This is a genomic window from Bradyrhizobium sp. BR 10289 (assembly GCF_019455385.1).
Classification (GTDB): Bacteria; Pseudomonadota; Alphaproteobacteria; order Rhizobiales; family Xanthobacteraceae; genus Bradyrhizobium.
In genome coordinates, this window is sequence record NZ_JACOFR010000006.1 from 36,972 (window position 1) to 56,316 (window position 19,345).

At 65.4% G+C, this 19,345-nt stretch carries 17 protein-coding genes and 1 other RNA gene; 14 read left to right on the forward strand and 4 right to left on the reverse strand.

Going from position 1 to position 19,345, the window contains the following annotated elements:
* Nucleotides 1-132: 132 nt before the first annotated feature.
* The 3 genes from HYH08_RS12935 (at nt 133) to HYH08_RS12945 (ending at nt 4,766) form a co-directional block, all read left to right on the forward strand.
* Nucleotides 133-1,932 (forward strand): ABC transporter ATP-binding protein, encoded by a 1,800-nt coding sequence (locus tag HYH08_RS12935; RefSeq protein ID WP_220010188.1) that lies wholly within the window; start codon nt 133-135, stop codon nt 1,930-1,932.
* A gap of 55 nt (nt 1,933-1,987) precedes the next feature.
* The gene (locus tag HYH08_RS12940) at nt 1,988-3,421 is read left to right on the forward strand and encodes an MATE family efflux transporter (protein ID WP_220010189.1); all 1,434 of its coding nucleotides are present in this window, start codon (nt 1,988-1,990) and stop codon (nt 3,419-3,421) included.
* A gap of 70 nt (nt 3,422-3,491) precedes the next feature.
* The gene (locus HYH08_RS12945; RefSeq protein ID WP_220010190.1) at nt 3,492-4,766 is read left to right on the forward strand and encodes an O-antigen ligase family protein; all 1,275 of its coding nucleotides are present in this window, start codon (nt 3,492-3,494) and stop codon (nt 4,764-4,766) included.
* Here HYH08_RS12945 and HYH08_RS12950 read toward each other — a convergent pair.
* On the reverse strand, nt 4,763-5,506 hold the full coding sequence (locus HYH08_RS12950) for a sulfite exporter TauE/SafE family protein (protein WP_220010191.1): 744 nt from the start codon (nt 5,504-5,506) through the stop codon (nt 4,763-4,765). The two genes, HYH08_RS12945 and HYH08_RS12950, sit on opposite strands and share 4 nt — an antisense overlap.
* A 240-nt stretch (nt 5,507-5,746) precedes the next feature.
* Here HYH08_RS12950 and HYH08_RS12955 point away from each other — a divergent pair, with 240 nt between their 5' ends.
* On the forward strand, nt 5,747-6,004 hold the full coding sequence (locus HYH08_RS12955) for a hypothetical protein (protein WP_220010192.1): 258 nt from the start codon (nt 5,747-5,749) through the stop codon (nt 6,002-6,004).
* A 60-nt stretch (nt 6,005-6,064) separates the two neighbouring features.
* On the opposite strand, the gene HYH08_RS12960 is transcribed toward HYH08_RS12955, so the two are convergent.
* A complete protein-coding gene (locus tag HYH08_RS12960) occupies nt 6,065-7,435 on the reverse strand; it encodes an aminotransferase-like domain-containing protein (protein ID WP_220010193.1) in 1,371 nt (456 codons plus the stop codon).
* Nucleotides 7,436-7,484: 49 nt separating this feature from the next.
* Here HYH08_RS12960 and HYH08_RS12965 point away from each other — a divergent pair, with 49 nt between their 5' ends.
* The 3 genes from HYH08_RS12965 to HYH08_RS12975 all read left to right on the forward strand — a co-directional run bounded on the left by HYH08_RS12965 (nt 7,485) and on the right by HYH08_RS12975 (nt 9,361).
* Nucleotides 7,485-7,946, forward strand: coding sequence for a DUF983 domain-containing protein (locus HYH08_RS12965; protein WP_220010194.1), 462 nt, complete (start codon nt 7,485-7,487; stop codon nt 7,944-7,946).
* Between the two features lie 72 nt (nt 7,947-8,018).
* A complete protein-coding gene (locus HYH08_RS12970) occupies nt 8,019-8,732 on the forward strand; it encodes an alpha/beta fold hydrolase (protein WP_220010195.1) in 714 nt (237 codons plus the stop codon).
* A gap of 320 nt (nt 8,733-9,052) precedes the next feature.
* A complete protein-coding gene (locus tag HYH08_RS12975; protein ID WP_220010196.1) occupies nt 9,053-9,361 on the forward strand; it encodes a putative quinol monooxygenase in 309 nt (102 codons plus the stop codon).
* 152 nt (nt 9,362-9,513) lie between these two features.
* On the opposite strand, the gene rnpB is transcribed toward HYH08_RS12975, so the two are convergent.
* Nucleotides 9,514-9,930: RNase P RNA component class A (gene rnpB, locus HYH08_RS12980), an RNA gene on the reverse strand.
* A gap of 149 nt (nt 9,931-10,079) precedes the next feature.
* Between rnpB and HYH08_RS12985 the strand changes: the two genes are divergently transcribed.
* Entirely contained in the window at nt 10,080-10,433 is a 354-nt protein-coding gene (locus HYH08_RS12985; protein ID WP_220010197.1) for a YciI family protein, read from the forward strand.
* 21 nt (nt 10,434-10,454) lie between these two features.
* Nucleotides 10,455-11,687: an RNA polymerase sigma factor gene (locus HYH08_RS12990; protein ID WP_220010198.1), complete on the forward strand. Its 1,233-nt coding sequence runs from the start codon at nt 10,455-10,457 to the stop codon at nt 11,685-11,687.
* A 163-nt stretch (nt 11,688-11,850) separates the two neighbouring features.
* On the opposite strand, the gene HYH08_RS12995 is transcribed toward HYH08_RS12990, so the two are convergent.
* Complete coding sequence (locus tag HYH08_RS12995; protein ID WP_502787942.1) at nt 11,851-12,633, reverse strand: N-acetylmuramoyl-L-alanine amidase; 783 nt, start codon at nt 12,631-12,633, stop codon at nt 11,851-11,853.
* A gap of 535 nt (nt 12,634-13,168) precedes the next feature.
* Between HYH08_RS12995 and rsmH the strand changes: the two genes are divergently transcribed.
* From rsmH to HYH08_RS13020, 5 genes are all read left to right on the forward strand, one after another.
* Nucleotides 13,169-14,158, forward strand: coding sequence for a 16S rRNA (cytosine(1402)-N(4))-methyltransferase RsmH (rsmH, locus tag HYH08_RS13000; protein ID WP_220010200.1), 990 nt, complete (start codon nt 13,169-13,171; stop codon nt 14,156-14,158).
* Nucleotides 14,159-14,161: 3 nt separating this feature from the next.
* Nucleotides 14,162-14,554, forward strand: a complete 393-nt coding sequence (gene ftsL / locus HYH08_RS13005; protein ID WP_220010201.1) for a cell division protein FtsL — start codon at nt 14,162-14,164, stop codon at nt 14,552-14,554.
* Complete coding sequence (locus HYH08_RS13010; protein ID WP_220010202.1) at nt 14,551-16,317, forward strand: peptidoglycan D,D-transpeptidase FtsI family protein; 1,767 nt, start codon at nt 14,551-14,553, stop codon at nt 16,315-16,317. Before ftsL ends, HYH08_RS13010 begins: the two co-directional genes overlap by 4 nt.
* Before the next feature lie 84 nt (nt 16,318-16,401).
* Nucleotides 16,402-17,874, forward strand: coding sequence for a UDP-N-acetylmuramoyl-L-alanyl-D-glutamate--2,6-diaminopimelate ligase (locus tag HYH08_RS13015; RefSeq protein WP_220010203.1), 1,473 nt, complete (start codon nt 16,402-16,404; stop codon nt 17,872-17,874).
* A complete protein-coding gene (locus HYH08_RS13020) occupies nt 17,871-19,250 on the forward strand; it encodes a UDP-N-acetylmuramoyl-tripeptide--D-alanyl-D-alanine ligase (protein ID WP_220010204.1) in 1,380 nt (459 codons plus the stop codon). The genes HYH08_RS13015 and HYH08_RS13020 overlap by 4 nt, the downstream gene beginning before the upstream one ends.
* Nucleotides 19,251-19,345 lie beyond the last annotated feature (95 nt).

Here is a 19,345-nt window from a genome sequence, read left to right on the forward strand (position 1 = left end):
GATCGGGTTTTGTGTCCCGATCTCTCCGCCTCCCAAGTGAACATCCGTCCTGAGTGACGCCGTCCCGGCTCTTGCGGCCGGCTCGCGTCCATCGATGGAGCCGGCCCGCCCGAGAAGCGGCCGGATGACGCCATGACCGCTCTGTCAAACAAGCCCGCGGCGATCCGCGTGGTGCTGCCCTTCGTGTTCCGGCACTGGCTGAAGCAGCCGGGGCGGACGCTCGCCGTCGTCGCCGGCCTGATGGGCGCGACCGCTGCCGACCTGTTCATGCCGGTGTTCTCCGGCCATCTGGTCGATGCGCTGACGCGCGGACCGTCCGATCCCGACGCGCGCCACGCAGCGCTGGTCGCGTTCGGCGCGATCGTGGCGCTCGGAGCGGCCTCGATGGTGCTGCGGCTCGCGGGCCTGCAGGTGATCGTGCCGTTCACGCTCAGGATCATGTCCGACGTCGCGCAGGACGCCTTCCTGCGCGTGCAGCGCTTCTCGACCGACTGGCACGCCAACTCCTTTGCCGGCTCGACCGTGCGCAAGATCACGCGCGGCATGTGGGCGCTCGACCTGCTCAACGACACCATCCTGCTGGCGCTGCTGCCCTCGCTGGTCGTGCTGATCGGCTCAATGATCCTGCTCGGCGTGCACTGGGCTTCGCTCGGCGCGGTGATCGCGCTTGGGGCGGCTGCCTATGTCACGATGACGGTGCTGTTCTCCACGCGCTACATCGCGCCGGCCGCGCGCGTCTCCAATGCCTGGGACACCAAGGTCGGCGGCACGCTGGCGGATGCGCTGACCTGCAATGCCGTGGTGAAATCCTTCGGCGCCGAGACGCGCGAGGAGGCGCGGCTTGGCCGCGTCATCAAGCGCTGGCGCACGCGCGTGCGTCGCACCTGGTTTCGCTACAACTACACCGCCATGGCGCAGCTCTCGCTGCTGCTGTGCCTGCGCGGCTCGGTGATCGGCGGCTCGGTGCTGCTATGGATGTACGGGCATGCCTCGCCCGGTGACGTCACTTACGTGCTGACGAGCTACTACGTCATTCACGCCTACTTGCGCGACGTCGGCATGCACATCAACAACCTCCAGCGTTCGGTCAACGACATGGAGGAACTGGTGGCCATCCATGACGAGCCGATCGGCATTGCCGATGTGGCCGGCGCGCGGCCGATCGTGATCGAGGGCGGCGAGATCGTGTTCGACGGCGTCACGTTCCATTATGGCGGGCATCGCGCGCCGCTCTATGATGGGCTGTCGCTGACGATCCGCGCCGGTGAACGCGTCGGCCTGGTCGGCCGTTCCGGCTCCGGCAAGACGACGTTCGTCAAGCTGGTGCAGCGGCTCTACGACGTCACCGCCGGCCGCGTGCTGATCGACGGGCAGGATATCGCGAAGGCGACGCAGCAATCGCTGCGCAGCCAGATCGCGATCGTGCAGCAGGAGCCGATCCTGTTCCACCGGACACTCGCCGAGAACATCGCCTATGGCCGGCCCGGCGCCAGCCTGGAGGCGATCGAGCAGGCGGCGCGGCTGGCGAACGCGCACGATTTCATCCTGCGCCTGCCGAAGGGCTACGGCACGCTGGTCGGCGAGCGTGGCGTGAAACTCTCGGGCGGCGAGCGGCAGCGCGTGGCGCTGGCGCGCGCCTTCCTGGCCGATGCGCCGGTGCTGATCCTGGACGAGGCGACGTCGAGCCTCGATTCGGAATCGGAGGCGCTGATCCAGCAGGCCATGGAGCGGCTGATGAAGGGCCGCACCTCGATCGTGATCGCGCACCGGCTGTCGACGGTGCGCAGTCTCGACCGGATCCTGGTGTTCGACCGCGGCGAGATCGTCGAGCAAGGCACGCATGCCATGCTCGCGGGCAAGCCCGGCGGAATCTATCGCGGCTTGTTCGAGCGCCAGGTGGTGGAGCTCGGGCACATCGCAGCAGCGGAATGAGGCGCGCGGCGGCGGGGCAAAGGTCCTTCCGTCACGTCGCCGGAAATGGAATGACATGAAAGACCTGACGCACGGCTCCATCGTGAGACATATCCTGGTCATGACGCCGCCGATCATGGCCGGCATGATCTCGATCATGGTCTGCCAGCTGGTCGACCTGTATTTCGTGTCGGGCCTCGGCGATGCCGCCGTGGCGGGTGTCGCCGCGGCCGGCAATGCCGGCTTCCTCGTCAACGCGCTGTTGCAGGTGCTCGGCGTCGGCGCAGTGGCACTGATTGCGCACGCCGTGGGACGCAAGGATCGGGCGGACGCCAATCTGGTCTTCAACCAGGCAGTTGCGTTGTCGATGCTGTTCGGCCTGCTGACTCTCGTTTTGACGGCAGCGCTGTCGCGTCTCTACATGCGTTCGGTCGCCGCGGATGAGGCCACGATCGAGGCGGGAACCATCTATCTGCTGTGGCTCATGCCGGCGCTCGCGCTGGAATTCGTCATGCAGGTGATTGCATCCGCGCTGCGCGCGACCGGCATCGTACGGTCCGCCATGCTGGTGCGGGTCGTCGCGGTCGCCATCAACATCGCGCTGGCGCCGGTGCTGATCTCGGGCTGGGCCACGGGCTATCCGCTCGGCGTCGCCGGCGCGGGACTGGCGACCTCGATCGGGGTCGCCATCGGCACCTTCATGCTGTTGGTGTATTTCCGCAAGGTCGAGCGCTATGTCGCGTTCAATCCGGCGCAATGGCGCCCGCAGCCGCGCCATCTGATGCGCATCCTCAATGTCGGCCTGCCGGCCGGCGGCGAGTTCGTGATGATGTTCATCTTCATGGGTGTGGTCTATTACGTGCTGCGCGATTTCGGCGCGGCGGCGCAGGCGGGATTCGGCATCGGGCAGCGCATGCTCGGCCTGATCCACATGCCGGCACTTGCGGTGGCGCTGGCGGCCGGCCCGATCGCCGGCCAGAATGTCGGCGCCGGCAACGGCGCGCGGGTGCGCGAGACCTTCGTCAAGTCGGCGCTGATCGTGACCATCGTGATGGTCGGCTTCTTGCTGCTTGCGCAGTTGAAGCCGGAATTCCTGCTCGCCGGATTCTCCAACGACCAGGAGACGATGGCTATCGCCTATCTGTTCCTGCAGATCATCTCGTTCAACATGGTGGCGCAGGGCCTGATCTTCACCTGCTCGAGCATGTTCCAGGGCCTCGGCAACACCAGGCCGGTGCTGCTGAGCTCGGCGTCGCGCGTGTTCACCTATTCGCTGCCGGCGATCTGGCTCTCGACGCGGCCGGGCTTCCGCATGGAGTATGTCTGGTATCTGTCGATTGCGGCGACCACATTGCAGGCGGCCTTGAGCCTGTGGCTGCTGCGCCGCGAGTTCAGGAAGCGCCTTGGCGTGCCCAAGACGAGTACTGTAGATACGAGCACTGCCGAGGCGAGCACTGCGGAGCCGGTGAGACCCGAGCCGGTCACGCCCCTCGCCCGCGAACCCGCGTAATGCTTGTTCATTCCCCGCGGCTCCGGCTAATTTGCCGTCCCGCGGGGAATGGTGGGCTTGAGAAGGGCTGATGACCGGAGTGACTGACGAGGTGCGGCCGGCATCCATGCTCTCGGCGATCTGGGCGGCGCGCTATCGCACGCCGGCCCGCTTCGTCGCGCTGATCGCGCTGCTGCTGCCGTGGACGACGACCGGGCTGATCTTTGCGCTGGTACCCTGGCTGATCGCCTTTGCGTTCGTCGATCTCCGCGAATTTCCGCGATCGCTGCTGCGCCCGGTCTGCCTGCTGCCGATCGCGCTGGTGGTCCTCGCCGCAGCCGGGACGCTGTGGTCGGATGCGCCGTGGCCGGAGCGGATCCATGCGATCGGGCCGGCGGCCAAGCTGCTGGTAATCCCGCTGCTGATCTACCAGTTCGAGCGCTGGCCCTACGGCAATTGGGTGTTCTCGGCGTTCCTCGTGTCCTGCGCGCTGCTGATGCTGTACTCCTTCATCGTGGCGATCGATCCCAATGCCTCGCTGAAGCTTTATTTCTCGCGCGGGCCCTACAAGGTCGAAAGCGGCATTGCCGTGCGCAACTATATCGACCAGAGCCAGGAGTTCGCGCTCTGCGCGCTTGCGCTGGTCTATCCGGTCGTGGCGCTGTTCCCCCACCGCCGCGTCCGCAGCGCCGCGCTGCTCGCCGTGCTTGCGATCGGCTTTCTCGCCAACATGATGTTCGTCGTGGTGTCGCGCACGGCGCTGGTGACATTACCGGTGCTGGTGGTGGTGTTTGCGCTGCTGCATTTGCACTGGCGTGGGGCGCTCATCGCCGCCGGCGCGATGGCCCTGCTGGCGGTGTCGCTCTGGACCGTCTCGCCGCATCTGCGCGCGACCGTCGCGAAGTTCGGCGGCGACTACGAGACCAGCATCGTCGGCAGCGATGTCAGCGGCATGGGCTCGCGCCTGGAATATTGGCGCAAGTCAGTGCGGTTCATTGCCGATGCGCCGCTGGTCGGCCATGGCACCGGGTCGATCCGCGGCCTGTTCGCAAGCGCGGCTGGTGATGCGGAAGCCGAGCCCTTGCGCGGCGAGATCGTCAGCAACCCGCACAATCAGACCCTCAGCGTGGCCGTGCAGTGGGGCGTCGTCGGCGTTTTCATGCTCTATGCGCTGTGGTTTGCGCATCTGTCGATGTTCCGCGGTGAGGGGATCGCGTGCTGGATCGGCCTATTGGTCGTGGCGCAGAACATGCTGTCCTCGCTCCTCAACACGCATTTGTTCGATTTCACCTCGGGCTGGATCTATGTGCTCGGGGTCGGTGTCGCCGGCGGCATGGCGCTCGCGGCGAAGAAGGCGCGCAGCTAGAACGCGCCGATGGTGTTCCAAACGAGCGTCAAGCCCGACAGGAACAACAGGCCGAGGACGACGTCGCCAAAATGCTTGTCGTTCAGCGCGTGATAGACGCGCGCGCCGGCCCATGCGCCGATCAGCGTGCCCGGGAAGGCGATCGCCGCGAGCCAGACCACCTCGAAGGCGACGAGGCCCGAGGCGGTCTGCAGCACGAGTGCAGTTGCGAGCACGGTGAAATTGAACAGCTGGAAGATGCCACGCCGCTCGTGCTTGTTCCAGCCGCGAATGTTGGCCCACAGGATCGGCAGCGGCCCGGACAGGCCCGCAAGGCCGCCCAGGATGCCGCCGGCAAAACCGATCGCGCCATCGGCGATGCGGCCTCCGAATGTCACGGAGAGCGGACGCTTGTTCAGGTAGAGCGCGCTGGAGAAGATCAGCAGTAGCACGCCGATGCTCAGCTTGAACACCTTTGGATCGGCGGAAGCGACCATCATGGTGCCGAGCGGCACGCCGATGAGGCCGCCGATCAGGAACGGCCACACCAGCGAGAGATCGAAGCTCTTCCACATCGACGGCAGCGTCGAGGTCTGCGCGATCACCGAGCAGATCAGCACCAGAGGCACCGCGAGCGAGGGCGGCAGCACGTAGAGCCAGATCCCGAGCGCCATCAGCGCCGTGCCGAAACCGGCGAGGCCCGAGACGAAGCCGCCGGCCAAGGCGCCGAGCAGCAGCAGCGCGGGGGTGAGCATGTCCACCAATGATGTCCTGTCGTGAGCGGCGATGCCGAATGGTTGATCGCAGTTTGGCGTCGTCTGGCGCATAGCACAGATGCGGCGGGAGCGGTCAATTTCAAAACCGCACGCAAGCGTGATCCTGATGGTGCGGGCGTTCGCGGAAGATGCACCTAGATGATGCCTGTATTTCAATGTTGGGGCTTGCGGGGCGTCATGCCGCGCCGTCCCTGATCCGATGAAGGAGCATGATCATTGATCCGCATGAACGTTGCCGCTGCGGCGGCGCTACTGTCGGCCGCCGCGCTGACGCCGACATTGGCGCAGGCGCAGTTTTCCGAGCCCGCGGCCTATCAAGCCGCTCATCCCGATCGCGATGTGCTCAATGGTGGCCAGCTGACGCCCGCGGGGCGCGCGGCCCGTGGCGAGACGGTGGCACCGGGCGAGGCCTATGCGGCCTATCCGTCGGCTGTTGTGCCCGCGGTTCGCCCGCGGCACCGCCACCACCTCCACCAGCAATAGGGCTCATCGTTTGAGCATGATCTTGTCGGAAAACCGCTGCGCAGTTTTCCGGATCATGCTCTAGACGATCTGCCTCGTGTCGGCAGGCTTGTGCAGCGCGCCGACCAGGATGCGCAGCGCCTCCGTCAATTCGGATCTGTTCCGCGCCGCGCCCAGCGAGACGCGGGCCGCATGCGGCGGTACGCCGTCCACGGTGAAGGCATCGCCGGCGACGATCGCAAGCCCGTTGCGCAAGAGATGCGCCGCGACATCGGACCGGCCCTCCGGCAACCGCAGCCAGAGATGATGCGCGGCCGGCCTGGCGAGAAACTGAAATCCCTTCAAGGCGCGTTGCGCGAGCTGCTGGCGGCCCACGGCTTCGTTGCGAATGGCGGTGATGATGCGATCGGCGATGCCGCTCTCGATCCAGTGCGTCACCAGTGCGACCATCAACGGTGCCGGCATCTGCACGGTGGCTTGCAAAGTGCTGCGCATCTCTTGTTGCGCGGCATTGTCGGGCGTGACGAGATAGGCGACGCGCAAGGCCGGTGCGAGGCATTTTGACAGCGTGGTCGCAAGATAGGTCCGCTCGGGAATGAGGTTCGCGATCGGCGAAGCCGAGCGATCGAGCAGCCCGTAGGCGTCGTCCTCGATCAGAACGGTATCGGCCTCGCGAATGATCTTTGCGATGGCGCTGCGGCGCTCTGCGGACAGTGTGGCCGTGGTCGGATTGTGCAGTGTCGGGATCAGATACACCGCTTTCGGCTTGTGGACGCGGCACGCCTTCGCCAGCGCATCGGGCAGCAAGCCGCCGTCATCCATGGCGACGCCGACGAGCTTGACGCCGAGCCGCGCCGCGGCCGCCTTGATGCCGGGGAAGGTGAGAGCCTCGGTCAGCACAACGTCACCAGGGCGCGCCAGGAATGCGAGCAGGTCGAACAGGATGGTCTGCGCGCCGGGAAAGATCACCAGCCTGTCGGCATGTGCGTGCGGCACGCGTGCACGCATCCAGCGCGCCGCGACCTGGCACTCATGCGCGCTGCCGCCCGGCGGCTGATAGTTCAGGAATGCGGTCAGCCCCGATCGCGTGCGCAGCGCCTCCATCCCCGCGATGATGCGCTCGTCGAGCTGCGCCTCCAGCGGATGCGGCGGCACGTTCATCGAGAGGTCGATCGCGACCGGATGTGGCAGGTCGATCGCGCGGCGCGCGCTGGTCTCCGATACGAACGAGCCCTGTCCGACCCGCGCTTCCATAATGCCGCGGCGCCGCGCCTCGGTATAGGCGCGAGTCACCGTGGTGAGGTCGATGCCCAGCGCTTTCGCCAGTGCGCGCTGCGTCGGCAATTGCTGGCCGCGCACCAGCCGGCCCGCGGCGATGTCGGCCTCCATGGCCTCGACGATGCGCTGGTAGCGCGGCCCTGACAGCTCCGAGATTGTAGGAGTCCAATCCATGCAATTTGGGCCCATATCCTTTGAATGTATGGATGCAAGATATTATTGTATGGATCAGCAAAACGGAAGAGGTGTCGTCATGACGACCGGTTCGGTTTCCCTGACAAAGGCGATGTGGCGCGGTTTTCGCGGCAAGTGCCCGAACTGCGGCGAAGGGCATGTGTTCGGGCGTTTCCTAAAGGTGGCAGACGCCTGCGATCATTGTGGCGAGGAGCTGTTTCATCAGCGCGCCGACGATTTTCCGGCCTATCTGGTGATGGTCGTGGTCGGCCATCTCGTCGTGCCGGCGACCCTCGCCATCGAGACCGCCTACGCGCCGCCGGTCTGGCTGCAGCTCGCCGTGTGGCTGCCGGTGACGTTGTTTGCCGCGCTCGCGCTGCTGCAACCGACCAAGGGCGCCATCGTCGGACTGCAATGGCAGATCGGCATGCATGGTTTCGAGCCGGCCAAGCTGCGGCGTGAGGCCAGCGAGCTCGCTCCTGTATTTGTGAAGGACTCGCGCGCCGCCTGAAGCAGTCGTGAGGTTACTTGGCGCGACTGGCCACTACACTCCATCATACCGACACGACGATGGAAAATGTAGATGGCCGGACGCTCGAAAACTTTTCTGCTCTGTCATGGCGCATGGTCCGGCGGATGGTCCTGGAAGAAGATGCATCCGCTGATGGCGCAAGCCGGTCACCGCCTGGTGACGCCGACCTATACCGGGCTCGGCGAGCGTGAACATCTCGCCAGTCCCGGCGTCGATCTCGACACGCATATCCAGGATATCCTCAACGTCATCAAGTTCGAGGACTTTCGCGATGTCGTGCTGCTTGGGCATAGTTATGGCGGCATGGTTGCAACCGGCATCGCCGATCGTGCGCGCGGATATGTATCGCAACTGATCTACCTCGACGCTTTTGTGCCGCGCGACGGCCAGTCGCTGTTCGACCTGCACGAGGCCGGCCGCGAGCCGATGCGCAAGGCGGCGGCCGCGGGTGATGGCTACCGTGTCCCGCCAAACCCGCCGCCGGCGGATACGCCACAGGCCGATCTCCGCTGGCTCGATGAGCGGCGCGTCAACATGCCGATCAAATGCCTGGAGACCAAGCTGAAGCTCGTGCATGGCGAGCCGACGATGCCGCGCAGCTACATCTATTGCACGCGCATTCCGCCGGGCGACGTGTTCGGGCAGTTTGCGCAGCGCGCGAAGACCGAGGATGGCTGGCGATATTTCGAGCTCGATGCGAGCCACGCGCCGAATGTGACGGCGCCGGAGGCGTTGATGAAGGTGTTGAACGAGATCGTTGCCTAGCTAAAGCAAGATGCCTCAGTCCGCTTTCTCTTCGGCGGGATATTCCCAGGCGCTGCGCTGGTGGACAAATGCCCCGATCCAATCTGCATCTTATCCGCGGTCAGCGGGCAGCATTCATCCTGATTTTCAGACGGGACAAGAGCTTGGCAACAAGTCGAACGCGCACCTCGCGCGCTGTATCAGTCAATTTGTCGCAACGGGGAAATAATAAACAGGGTTCCTCAAGGATCGACCTCAGGGGCGAGGAATTAGCTGGCTGAGGGGTCATGGCACGAAGCCGATTGGTAGCGACGCTAGCGAAGATCAGAACAGGAGACAGAATGACAAAGTTCGCGCTGTACGTTCCGCTTGAAGCCAAGCCCGGCAAGGAGAAGGAGGTCGCGGAGTTCCTGAAGTCGGCGGTTCCTCTGGTGAACGCCGAACCCGGAACGATCTCATGGTATGCGATTCAGGAAGGACCTTCCTCTTTCGCAATATTCGATACATTCGACGACGAAGCGGGACGCGACGCGCATCTCAACGGAAAGGTCGCCGCCGCGTTGATGGAGAAGATCACCGCAGGCGACATGTTCGCCAAAACACCGGAAATCCATAAATTGGGTATCATCGCGGACAAATCAGCAAAGTAAAGGGTGTGGCCGTCCCGCTTCGCAAGCCGCGGGATGACAGCGATGAAAATGGTGAGGGGCCCGATGCGGTCAGCATCGAACCCCTCGTCACTCTGGCAAGATGCGCTTTCTTGACGCGAACCGGAAAACCACTTCGCTCGAAAGCACTTCAGAATATCAGCCGGCCTGTAAGCCGGGTTCTGTAGGGCACCGTCCGCTTGCGCGAACGATACGTGACGGCCATTCCTCTGGGACCATGTTTGCACATGCCCTCGAGCAACCTACCCGGACGGCGGGCCTGACATCGCCCCGCGGCGTTATCGCTTTCGCGAACAGCCCGCTACGCCGTCCCTATTCGGTTTTGCTCCCGGTGGGGTTTACCATGCCGGCTCCGTTGCCGGATCCGCGGTGCGCTCTTACCGCACCTTTTCACCCTTACTTCCTCCGAGGAGGGAGCGGTTCGTTCTCTGTGGCACTTTCCCTGGGGTTGCCCCCGCCGGACGTTATCCGGCACCGTATGTCAAGGGAGCCCGGACTTTCCTCCCCGGCGGCCTTTCGGCACCTGCCGGAGCGGCCGTCCGGCCGACTGACCGGCTACGCATGGAGCATTTGTGACAGTTCCGTCAAGCGGATATCGCTGCACACGCGGCCTGCGAATAATTTATTCTGAAGATGTCGTTTGGCGCATGTCCCGTTCGACTGGAAGTCGGCAACACAGCCGAACAACAGGAGTTAAGCCATGCAGTATCTGCTGATGATCTACCAGAACGAGGTCGAGTACGCCAAGAACGACGCCGCGACCAGCCAGAGGATGCTGGCCGAATACCAGGCCTTCACGCAGGGTATCGTCCAGAGCGGCAACTTCAAGGCCGGCGACCGCTTGCAGCCGACCACGACGGCGACGACCGTGCGTGTGCGCGAGGGCAAGGTGCTGACGACCGATGGCCCGTTTGCGGAGACCCGCGAGCAACTCGGCGGCTATTATCTGATCGAAGCCAAGGATCTCAACGCGGCGATCGAGATCGCGGCGCGGATACCGAGCGCGCGCATCGGATCGATCGAGGTGCGGCCGATCTGGGTCTACGACAAGTGACGCCAGTCTGCGCATCGACGCATGATCCCGGACGAGATTGACAAGATTTTTCGCGACGAGGCGGGGCGGGCGCTGGCCACGCTGATCCGCCTCGTCGGCGATTTCGATCTCGCCGAGGAGGCGCTCCAGGATGCGTTTGCGGTCGCGCTGGAGCGCTGGCCGTCGTGCGAGTTGCCGGACAATCCGCGCGCCTGGCTGGTCAATGTCGCGCGTAACAAGGCGATCGATCGGGTTCGCCGCCAAACTGTCTTTCGCGGCAAGCAGCAGGCGCTGGTGCACGAGATCGAGCTGAACGCGCTGAGCTCCGACGAGTCGCCTGCGGTGCTCGACGACGACATGTTGCGGCTGATCTTCACCTGCTGCCATCCGGCGTTTGCGCCCGAGGTCCAGGTCGCGCTGACGCTGCGCACCGTCTGCGGGCTCTCGTCCGCGCAGGTCGCGCGCGCCTTCCTCATCAGTGAGGACGCCATGGCGCAGCGCCTCGTCCGCGCCAAGCAGAAGATCAGGCTCGCCGGCATTCCCTATGAGGTGCCCGAGCGCGACGCGCTGGCGCCGCGGCTCGATGGCGTGCTCGCCGTGATCTATCTCGTCTTCACCGAAGGCTATGCCGCAACCGAAGGCGCGGATCTGATGCGGCCCGATCTTGCGACCGAAGCGATCAGGCTTGGCCGCCTGCTCGACCAGTTGATGCCGGATCGCGCCGGCATCAAGGGCCTGCTGGCGTTGATGCTGCTGCACGATGCGCGCCGCGCCGGCCGCGAGACCGCGGCTGGCGACATCGTGCTGCTTGAGGAGCAGGACCGCACGCTGTGGGGCCGCGCGCAGATCGAGGAGGGGCTGCGGCTCGTGGACGATGCGCTTGGTGTGCCCGGGCTCCCGCAGCCTTATGTCGTGCAGGCCGCGATCGCCGCGTTGCATGCGCGCGCGCCAAGCTATGAAGACACCGACTGGCCGCAGATCGCCGGGCTCTACGAGGTGCTGCTGCGGATCAACCCGTCGCCGGTGATCGAACTCAACCATGCCGCCGCGGTGTCGATGGTCGATGGGCCCGCGCGGGCGCTCGATCTCGTCGATGCGATCGCCGCGCGCGGGGGCTTGCGTGGCTACGAGCTGTTGCCTGCGGTGCGCGCCGATCTGTTGCGACGGTTGGGACGGAAGGACGAAGCGCGCGAGGCCTATCGCGCGGCGACGGAGGCGACGCAACTCGAGCCGCTGTGGAGATTGTATGCGCGAAGGGTCAGGGAGATGGATTAGGCTCTCATGCCCCGGACGCGGCGCAGCGCTTCTTCAGCGGCGCGCCGCAGAGCCGGGGCCCATCTCACCGCAGAGGATCGTGTCGCCGACTGGGTCCCGGCTCTGCGGAGCGGCACTTCGCGCCGCACCGCGTCCGGGACACGAAAGTGGCGCAGGCCTCCCCTCACTTCGTCGCGACTACCGTCGCGTCCGCCGGCAGGCTCGCCAGCAGCGCCTGCAAGGTCGAGAGCGTCGAGTGATCGGCGACACCATCCAGCCGCGCGGGACGGAAATGGCGCTGGAAGGCGGTGACGACCTCCATCGTCGCGGCGTCGTATTTGCCCGACAGCGGCACGCCATAGCCGTAGCGCGCGAGCGCCTGCTGCAGGCTGAGCACCTCGTCACTGATGGTGCCGAGCATCAGCCTTTCGCCGCGTACGATCGGCGCCGGCGTCACCCAATGTCCGACGCCGGAATTGGCCAGCGAATGCCACGGAAATTTTTCGCCGGGGTCCTTCTTGCGCGCGGGTGCAACGTCGGAATGGCCGAGCACCCGGTGCGGCGGCACCTTTCGCCGTAGCATGATGCCACGGCACAGCGCGATCACGGCGGCGATCTGGCGCAGCGGATAATCCGGATAGCCCCAGTCATGGCCGCGGTTGATGATCTCGATGCCGATCGAGCAGGAATTGATGTCATCCTCGCCGGCCCAGGACGAGACGCCGGCATGCCAGGCGCGCTTGGCCTCGGACACGCATTGCACGATGCGGCCGTCCTCGAGCACGACATAATGCGCCGACACTTCGGTGCCCGCCGTGCACAGCCGCGCCAGCGCGCCCTCGACGTCGGGCATGCCGGTGTAGTGCAGCACGATCATGTCGACCTGCCGCCCCCTGTTGCGTTCGCCGTAATTCGGCGAGGGGATGATGTCGGAGACGATCGAGGAATCCGGCTCGAACGTCCGCATGTTCGCCGCGGCCTTGGGAACCGGGAGAACGCGCTGACGCTTCGAATCAGTTCCAGGCGGCGTGGACGAACCGGACGGCATGAACAGCTCAAAGTCGCACAGGAGAATGGGCCAGTGAGGAGGCCAACTCCTTCTCTTTACTATTCCTTTACCCTCCGCTCCACGCAATCGAGCGGTTTGGTTAACGGATGCATTTTGCGCGTGTGTGTGGATGCGGCATCACCGTCCATCGAGCTTTTCGACTTGTAATCAGCCGATCAACGCTTTCTTAACGCTAAGGGCCGTTACTGAGGATGAAGAGCCGACCCGCGTCCGGAGGCGGCCAAAGCGTATTTTGGCTCGAAATCCCATGGTTGCCCGACATATTCCGCTGGGAACACCGGGTCTGCGGCCTGGGATGACGGGGCTCGGCGCGCATGCTGGCAAGCGTGCGGGAGAGGGGCTGGGTCGTGGAACCGCCGCGACGCGGAATGATTCGAGGCGTGATGGGCTGCTTCGCCGCCAAATTGACCTGCGCACGCGGCAGGCGCGACGCATGAGCGACGCGCCTCACATTCCCGTGCTCGGCCGCGAGGCGATTGAACATCTCGCGCCGCGCGCGGGCGGCATCTATATCGATGCCACTTTTGGTGCCGGCGGCTACAGCCGAGCCATCCTCGACGTGCCGGGAACCCGCCTGATCGCGATCGATCGCGACCGCACTGCGATCGCGGGCGGCGCCGGGCTGGTCGAACGTTCCGCGGGTCGGCTGACCCTGGTTGAGGACCGCTTCTCCAATCTGGCCGAAGTCTGCGCGGCGCAGGGCGTCGATGGCGTTGACGGTGTCGTCATGGACGTCGGCGTGTCCTCGATGCAACTCGATCAGGCCGGCCGCGGCTTCTCGTTCCGTCTCGACGGCCCGCTCGACATGCGGATGGGGCAGACCGGACCGACCGCGGCTGATGTCGTCGCGCGTGCCTCAGAAGGCGATCTCGCCGACATCATCTATCTCTTCGGCGAGGAACGAAATTCGCGTCGCATCGCCCGCGCCATCGTCGCTGACCGGCAGGAGACGCCGTTCACGACGACGCGCGCGCTCGCCGATCTCGTCGGCCGGGTGGTACGCGCGAAGCCCGGCGAGATCCACCCGGCGACGCGGACGTTCCAGGCGCTGCGCATCTTCGTCAACGAGGAACTCGAAGAGCTCCAGACCGCGCTCGCCGCGGCCGAGCGCGTGCTCAAGCCCGGCGGGCGGCTCGTGGTGGTCTCGTTCCACTCGCTGGAAGACCGCATCGTCAAGAATTTCCTCAGCCTGCGTTCGAAGACCGGCGGCGGCTCGCGGCATCTGCCGGAAGTGGCGCAGGTCTCGCCGAGCTTCCAGCTGCTGACGCGGCGGCCTGTGGTCGCCGGCGAAGAGGAAGTCGCGCATAATCCGCGCGCACGTTCGGCAAAGCTGCGTGCCGCCGAGCGCACCGATGCACCTGCGCATGATGACAATGAGCCGTCGTCCTGGCCAAAACTCTCCGACGTGATGAGGGGCGGCTAGCACATGCGCTTCATCCACCTTCTCGTCATCGGCGCGCTGATCTTTGCGGCGGCCTATGTCTACCGGATCAAGATGGACTCCACCGCGCGCGTCGAAAAAGTACTGCGGCTGCATGCGGAGATCCGCGAGCAACGCGATGCGATTGCCTCGCTGCGTTCCGAATGGGCCAAGCTCGATGCGCCCCTGCGCCTGCAAGGCCTGGCCGAGCGCCATCTGCCGCTCAAACCGGTCAACGGCACGCAATACGATTCGCTGAAGAACCTGCCGGATCGTCCGCCGCGGATGTTCAGGCCGGGTGAGCCCGATCCGATCGGGGCCATGCTCAACACCATCGAAGCCGCGAGCGATCCTGACACCGTGACGGGCTCGGTGCCTCAGGCCGAGGATAAGCAATGAGCCCGGCGACGCCTGCAAAACCCACCGAGAAGCCGACTGAGAGGCCGACTGAACCCTGGCGCCAGCGGCTGATCCGCAGCCTGCTCTACGGACGCAATGTCGATCGCGCCGCGAAGGCGCGCGCACGCGTCGGCCTTGCCATGCTCGCCTTCGCCTCGGTCTATGCGCTGATCGGCGGCCGGCTCGTGATGTTCGCGATCGGTGCCGACGCGCACAGTGCGCGCCGTGCGGCCTCGCAAGAGGTCGTTGCGACCGCGCGCCCTGATATCGTCGATCGCAACGGCGCCATCCTTGCGACCGACGTCAAAGCCGCGAGCCTGTTCGGCGAGCCGCGCCGCATCATCGACAAGGATGAGGCGATCGAGCTTCTGACCGCGACGGTGCCCGATCTCGACGAGGCCGAGGTGCGCGAGCGCCTGTCGGGTCGCAAGGGGTTCGTCTGGCTCAAGCGCGAGGTCACGGCGAAGCAGCAGCAGGACATCCACAAGCTCGGCATTCCCGGCATCGGCTTCCTGCGCGAGAACAAGCGCGTCTATCCGACCGGCAACGAGGTCGCCCACCTCATTGGTCTCGTCAACATCGACAATCAGGGCATCGCCGGCATGGAGAAGTGGCTCGACAACCAGGGCCTTGCCGATCTCCACCGCGCCGGCTTTGCCACCGACCGGCTGCAGAAGCCGATCGAGCTCTCGGTCGATCTGCGCGTCGAGCATGCGCTGCGCGACGAACTGCTGAAGGCCAAGGAGAAGTTCCACGCCAAGGCAGCCTCCGGCATCGTCTCCAACGTCAAGACCGGCGAGATCGTCGCGATGGTCTCGCTGCCGGACTTCGACCCCAACAATCCGAAGGAAGCGCACGACCCCGACCGCATCAACCGCCTGACCACCGGCGTCTATGAGATGGGCTCGACCTTCAAGGCGTTCACGCTGGCGATGGCGCTCGATTCCGGCAAGATCAATCTGAACTCGTCGTGGGATGCGCGCGGGAACCTGCACTACGGCAAGTTCACCATCCACGACAGCCACCCACTCGGCCGCTTCATCAACACCAAGGAAGTGTTCACCTACTCGTCCAACATCGGCGCGGCGCGCATCGCGCTCGGCCAGGGCGTCGAGGCGCACAAGGCGTTTCTCGCCAAGATGGGTCAGTTGACGCGGCTGCGCACCGAGTTGCCGGAGAGCGCGGCGCCGCTGATCCCGCGCCGCTGGAGCGAGCTGAACACGGTGACCGCCGCGTTCGGTCAGGGCCTCTCGGTGGCGCCGCTGCAGGCGGTGATGGGCATCAACGCGCTGGTGAACGGCGGCTATCTGATTCCGCCGACCTTCATGAAGCGCACCCCTGAGGAAGCGGCGGCGCTGGCCAAGCGCGTGATCAAGACGGAGACCAGCGACAAGATGCGGTTCCTGATGCGGCTCAACGCCGAAATCGGCACCGCCAAGAGCGCCGACGTCAAGGGCTACTATGTCGGCGGCAAGACCGGCACCTCCGAAAAGGTCATCAACGGCCGCTATGCCAAGAAGCGCGTGCTCAATTCCTTCACCGCGATCATGCCCTGCGATGATCCGAAATATCAGATCCTGATCATGCTGGACGAGCCGCAGGCGATACCGGAAACGCATGGTTTCATCACCTCGGGCTGGAACACGGTGCCGACCGGCGGCAAGGTGATCGAGCGGATTGCCCCGCTCCTGGGCGTCGAACCGCGGTTTGATCTGCCGCCCGCGGACCGCCTTATTCTTGCAGCATCCAGGACAACCCAGTAATCAACTGGGATGGCCATCGCCGGCGCTGATTCGGCTTTTCCTGACGATTCGGCTTCCCGGCGCGGCATTGTCGACTGGACAACCATGAAGCTGCGCGACCTTCTAGGCCAGAACGTTTTGGACAATGATGCCGCGATCGAGCCCGCTGTCGCCGCGCTCGAGGTGACCGGCGTCGCGCTCGACAGCCGCGTGGTCAGGCCGGGCAATGTCTTCTTCGCCCTCGCAGGCAGCAAGACCGATGGTGCGCGCTTCATCGATGCCGCCATTGCGGCAGGCGCCGTGGCGGTCGTCGGCGAACATGCGCCTGATGGCTGCAAGGCGCCGTTCATCGCGGTGGCCAATCCGCGCCGCGCGCTGGCGCTGGCTGCGGCAAGATTCTTCCCCATGCAGCCCGCGACGATCGCCGCGGTGACCGGCACCAGCGGCAAGACCTCGGTCGCCGCCTTCACGCGCCAGATCTGGCAGCGCCTGGGGCATCCCTCGGCGAGCATCGGTACCATCGGTCTCGTCTCGCCCAAGCGCACGGTCTATGGCTCGCTGACCACGCCCGATCCGATCGCGCTGCACCGGCAACTCAATGAGATCGCGCGCGAGGGCGTGACGCATCTCGCCTTCGAGGCATCCTCGCACGGGCTCGACCAGTACCGTCTCGACGGCGTGCGTGTCTCGGCCGGCGGCTTCACCAACCTTACGCGCGACCACATGGATTACCATCCGACCGTCGCGCATTATCTTGGGGCAAAGCTCAGGCTGTTCCGCGAGCTGGTCGCGCCCGGCGGCCCGGCGGTGATCTCGGCCGATCATGAGTGTTCGGCGGAAGCGATCGACGCCGCGAAGTCGCATGGCCTGCGCGTGATGGCGGTCGGGCGCAACGGCGATGGGGCAGGCGAGGGCATCCGCCTCGTCGAAGCCGTGGTCGAAGGTTTTTCGCAGAAACTTGCGCTGGAGCATCGCAGCAAGCGTTACGCCATCCGGCTGCCGCTGGTCGGCGAATTCCAGATCGAGAACGCGCTGGTGTCGGCCGGTCTTGCCATCGGCACCGGCAGCGATGCCGCACAAGTGTTCGCGAGCCTCGAGCATCTCGAAGGCGCCAAGGGCCGGCTGGAGTTCGTCGGCGAGCGCAACGGCGCGCCTGTTTTCGTCGATTACGCCCACAAGCCCGATGCGCTGGCGAAGGCGCTCCAGGCGCTGCGCCCCTACGCCAAGCGCAGGCTCATCGTCGTGTTCGGCGCCGGCGGCGATCGTGACGCCGGCAAGCGGCCGATCATGGGCGAGATCGCCGCCGCGAATGCCGACGGTATCATCATCACCGACGACAATCCACGCAGCGAGAAGCCTGAAGCGATCCGCGCCGCGATCCTCGCCACGGCCAAGGGCGCGCGCGAGATCGGCGACCGTGCTGCTGCCATCCGCGCCGCGATCGAGGACTTGCAGGAGGGCGATGCGCTGCTCGTCGCCGGCAAGGGCCACGAGACCGGGCAGATCGTCGGCGGCCAGGTGCTGCCCTTCAGTGATCACGAGGCGGTCGCCGCCGCATTGACGTCGAGGATTGCATGAGCGGGCCACTATGGACGGTTGCCGAGGTGGCGCGCGCGCTGGGCGTGGCCGGATTGTTTCCGGACACGCCGATCGATTTCGTGACCCAGGACAGCCGCCTGGTGAAACCGGGCAGCCTGTTCGTCGCGCTATCAGGCACGCCAAGTGGCGGCTTCATCTCGGCCTTCGCCAGCGCGCGCGATGGCTGGGAGTTCGCGGACAAGGCGGAAGCCTCAGGTGCCGTCGCGATGATCGTGCCGCACGAGATCGCGGGTATCAAAATTCCCCAGCTCATCGTGCAGGACACGCTGATCGACGGCCTCTGGGGCCTCGCGCGCGCTGCTCGCGCGCGCTTCAATGGTCCCGTGATCGGTCTCACCGGCAGCGCCGGCAAGACCAGCACCAAGGAATTTTTGGCCGCCTATCCCAACGCCTATGCGAGTCCCTCGAGCTTCAACAATTTCTGGGGCGTGCCGCTGACGCTGTGCAATGCGCGGCCAGATGCCAGTCTCTGGGTCGTCGAGATGGGCATGAACCAGCGAGGTGAGATCGCGCGGCTCAGCGAGTTGACGCGCCCGACCGTCGCGCTCGTCGTCAACGTCCAGCCGGTGCATCTGGAGAAGCTCGGCTCGCTCGAAGCCATCAGGCACGAAAAAGTGTCGATCGCGCTCGGCTTGCCGGAGGACGGCGTGCTGGTGCTGCCGGCCGGACTCAAGGCGTCCGAATGGAAGGGCAAGGTGGTGCGTTTCGGCGAACATGCCGAGGTGCACGAGGTCAAGCACGCGCCGCATGGCGAAAGCTGGCAGGTCGTGGCCGCGATCGGCAAGAAGGAGATTGCCTTCAGCCTGACGCCGGGCGCACCGCACCGCGTGCAGAATGCGCTGGCCGCGCTCGCCTCGGTTCATGCCGCCCATCTCGATGTCGCGACGCTGGCGATCAAGCTCGACCGGGTCGGCATCATGACCGGCCGCGGCGTCGAGCAGGCGATCGGCGGCATCACCGTGATCGACGACAGTTTCAACGGCAATCCAGCCAGCGTCGCTGCTGCGCTGCAAAGCCTCCAGGCCCGCAACATGAGCGGTGGCCGCCGCATTGCGGTGCTGGGCGACATGCTGGAGCTTGGCGACGATGCGCCGACCTATCACACCGGCCTTGCCAGGCATCTCGACGGCATCGACGGCGTCTACTGCGTCGGCCCCTTGATGCGCCACCTCTATGACGTCTTGCCCTCAGGCAAGGGCCTCGGCTGGCACGACGATCCCGCGACGCTGAGAGCCGGCGAGGTCGCAAATCTGCTGAAGGCAGGCGACGTCGTGGTTGTCAAGGGCAGCAAGAAGATGTTCTGGGTCAACAAGTTTGTGCCGGGCCTAGTGGCCGCCTTGCAGGCGAAGGCGTAAACTGCTTGGAAGGCGCCGTTCCCGACCCTACCCGTTGTGGCGCGAGGGCGCCCGTTGTCTTGAGGTCGCCCAACCCCATGATGAAGACCAGCGAA

What these genes read in the sequence shown, in the direction of transcription:
- HYH08_RS13015 (WP_220010203.1), top strand. Translation starts at nt 16,402, where the DNA reads ATGAAGCTGCGCGACCTTCTAGGCCAGAACGTTTTGGACAATGATGCC.
- HYH08_RS12985 (WP_220010197.1), top strand. Translation starts at nt 10,080, where the DNA reads ATGCAGTATCTGCTGATGATCTACCAGAACGAGGTCGAGTACGCCAAG.
- HYH08_RS12995 (WP_502787942.1), bottom strand. Translation starts at nt 12,633, where the DNA reads ATGCGGACGTTCGAGCCGGATTCCTCGATCGTCTCCGACATCATCCCC.
- HYH08_RS12990 (WP_220010198.1), top strand. Translation starts at nt 10,455, where the DNA reads ATGATCCCGGACGAGATTGACAAGATTTTTCGCGACGAGGCGGGGCGG.
- HYH08_RS12965 (WP_220010194.1), top strand. Translation starts at nt 7,485, where the DNA reads ATGGATCAGCAAAACGGAAGAGGTGTCGTCATGACGACCGGTTCGGTT.
- HYH08_RS12945 (WP_220010190.1), top strand. Translation starts at nt 3,492, where the DNA reads ATGACCGGAGTGACTGACGAGGTGCGGCCGGCATCCATGCTCTCGGCG.
- HYH08_RS13010 (WP_220010202.1), top strand. Translation starts at nt 14,551, where the DNA reads ATGAGCCCGGCGACGCCTGCAAAACCCACCGAGAAGCCGACTGAGAGG.
- HYH08_RS12960 (WP_220010193.1), bottom strand. Translation starts at nt 7,435, where the DNA reads ATGGATTGGACTCCTACAATCTCGGAGCTGTCAGGGCCGCGCTACCAG.
- ftsL (WP_220010201.1), top strand. Translation starts at nt 14,162, where the DNA reads ATGCGCTTCATCCACCTTCTCGTCATCGGCGCGCTGATCTTTGCGGCG.
- HYH08_RS12935 (WP_220010188.1), top strand. Translation starts at nt 133, where the DNA reads ATGACCGCTCTGTCAAACAAGCCCGCGGCGATCCGCGTGGTGCTGCCC.
- rsmH (WP_220010200.1), top strand. Translation starts at nt 13,169, where the DNA reads ATGAGCGACGCGCCTCACATTCCCGTGCTCGGCCGCGAGGCGATTGAA.
- HYH08_RS12975 (WP_220010196.1), top strand. Translation starts at nt 9,053, where the DNA reads ATGACAAAGTTCGCGCTGTACGTTCCGCTTGAAGCCAAGCCCGGCAAG.
- HYH08_RS12970 (WP_220010195.1), top strand. Translation starts at nt 8,019, where the DNA reads ATGGCCGGACGCTCGAAAACTTTTCTGCTCTGTCATGGCGCATGGTCC.
- HYH08_RS12940 (WP_220010189.1), top strand. Translation starts at nt 1,988, where the DNA reads ATGAAAGACCTGACGCACGGCTCCATCGTGAGACATATCCTGGTCATG.
- HYH08_RS12955 (WP_220010192.1), top strand. Translation starts at nt 5,747, where the DNA reads ATGAACGTTGCCGCTGCGGCGGCGCTACTGTCGGCCGCCGCGCTGACG.
- HYH08_RS13020 (WP_220010204.1), top strand. Translation starts at nt 17,871, where the DNA reads ATGAGCGGGCCACTATGGACGGTTGCCGAGGTGGCGCGCGCGCTGGGC.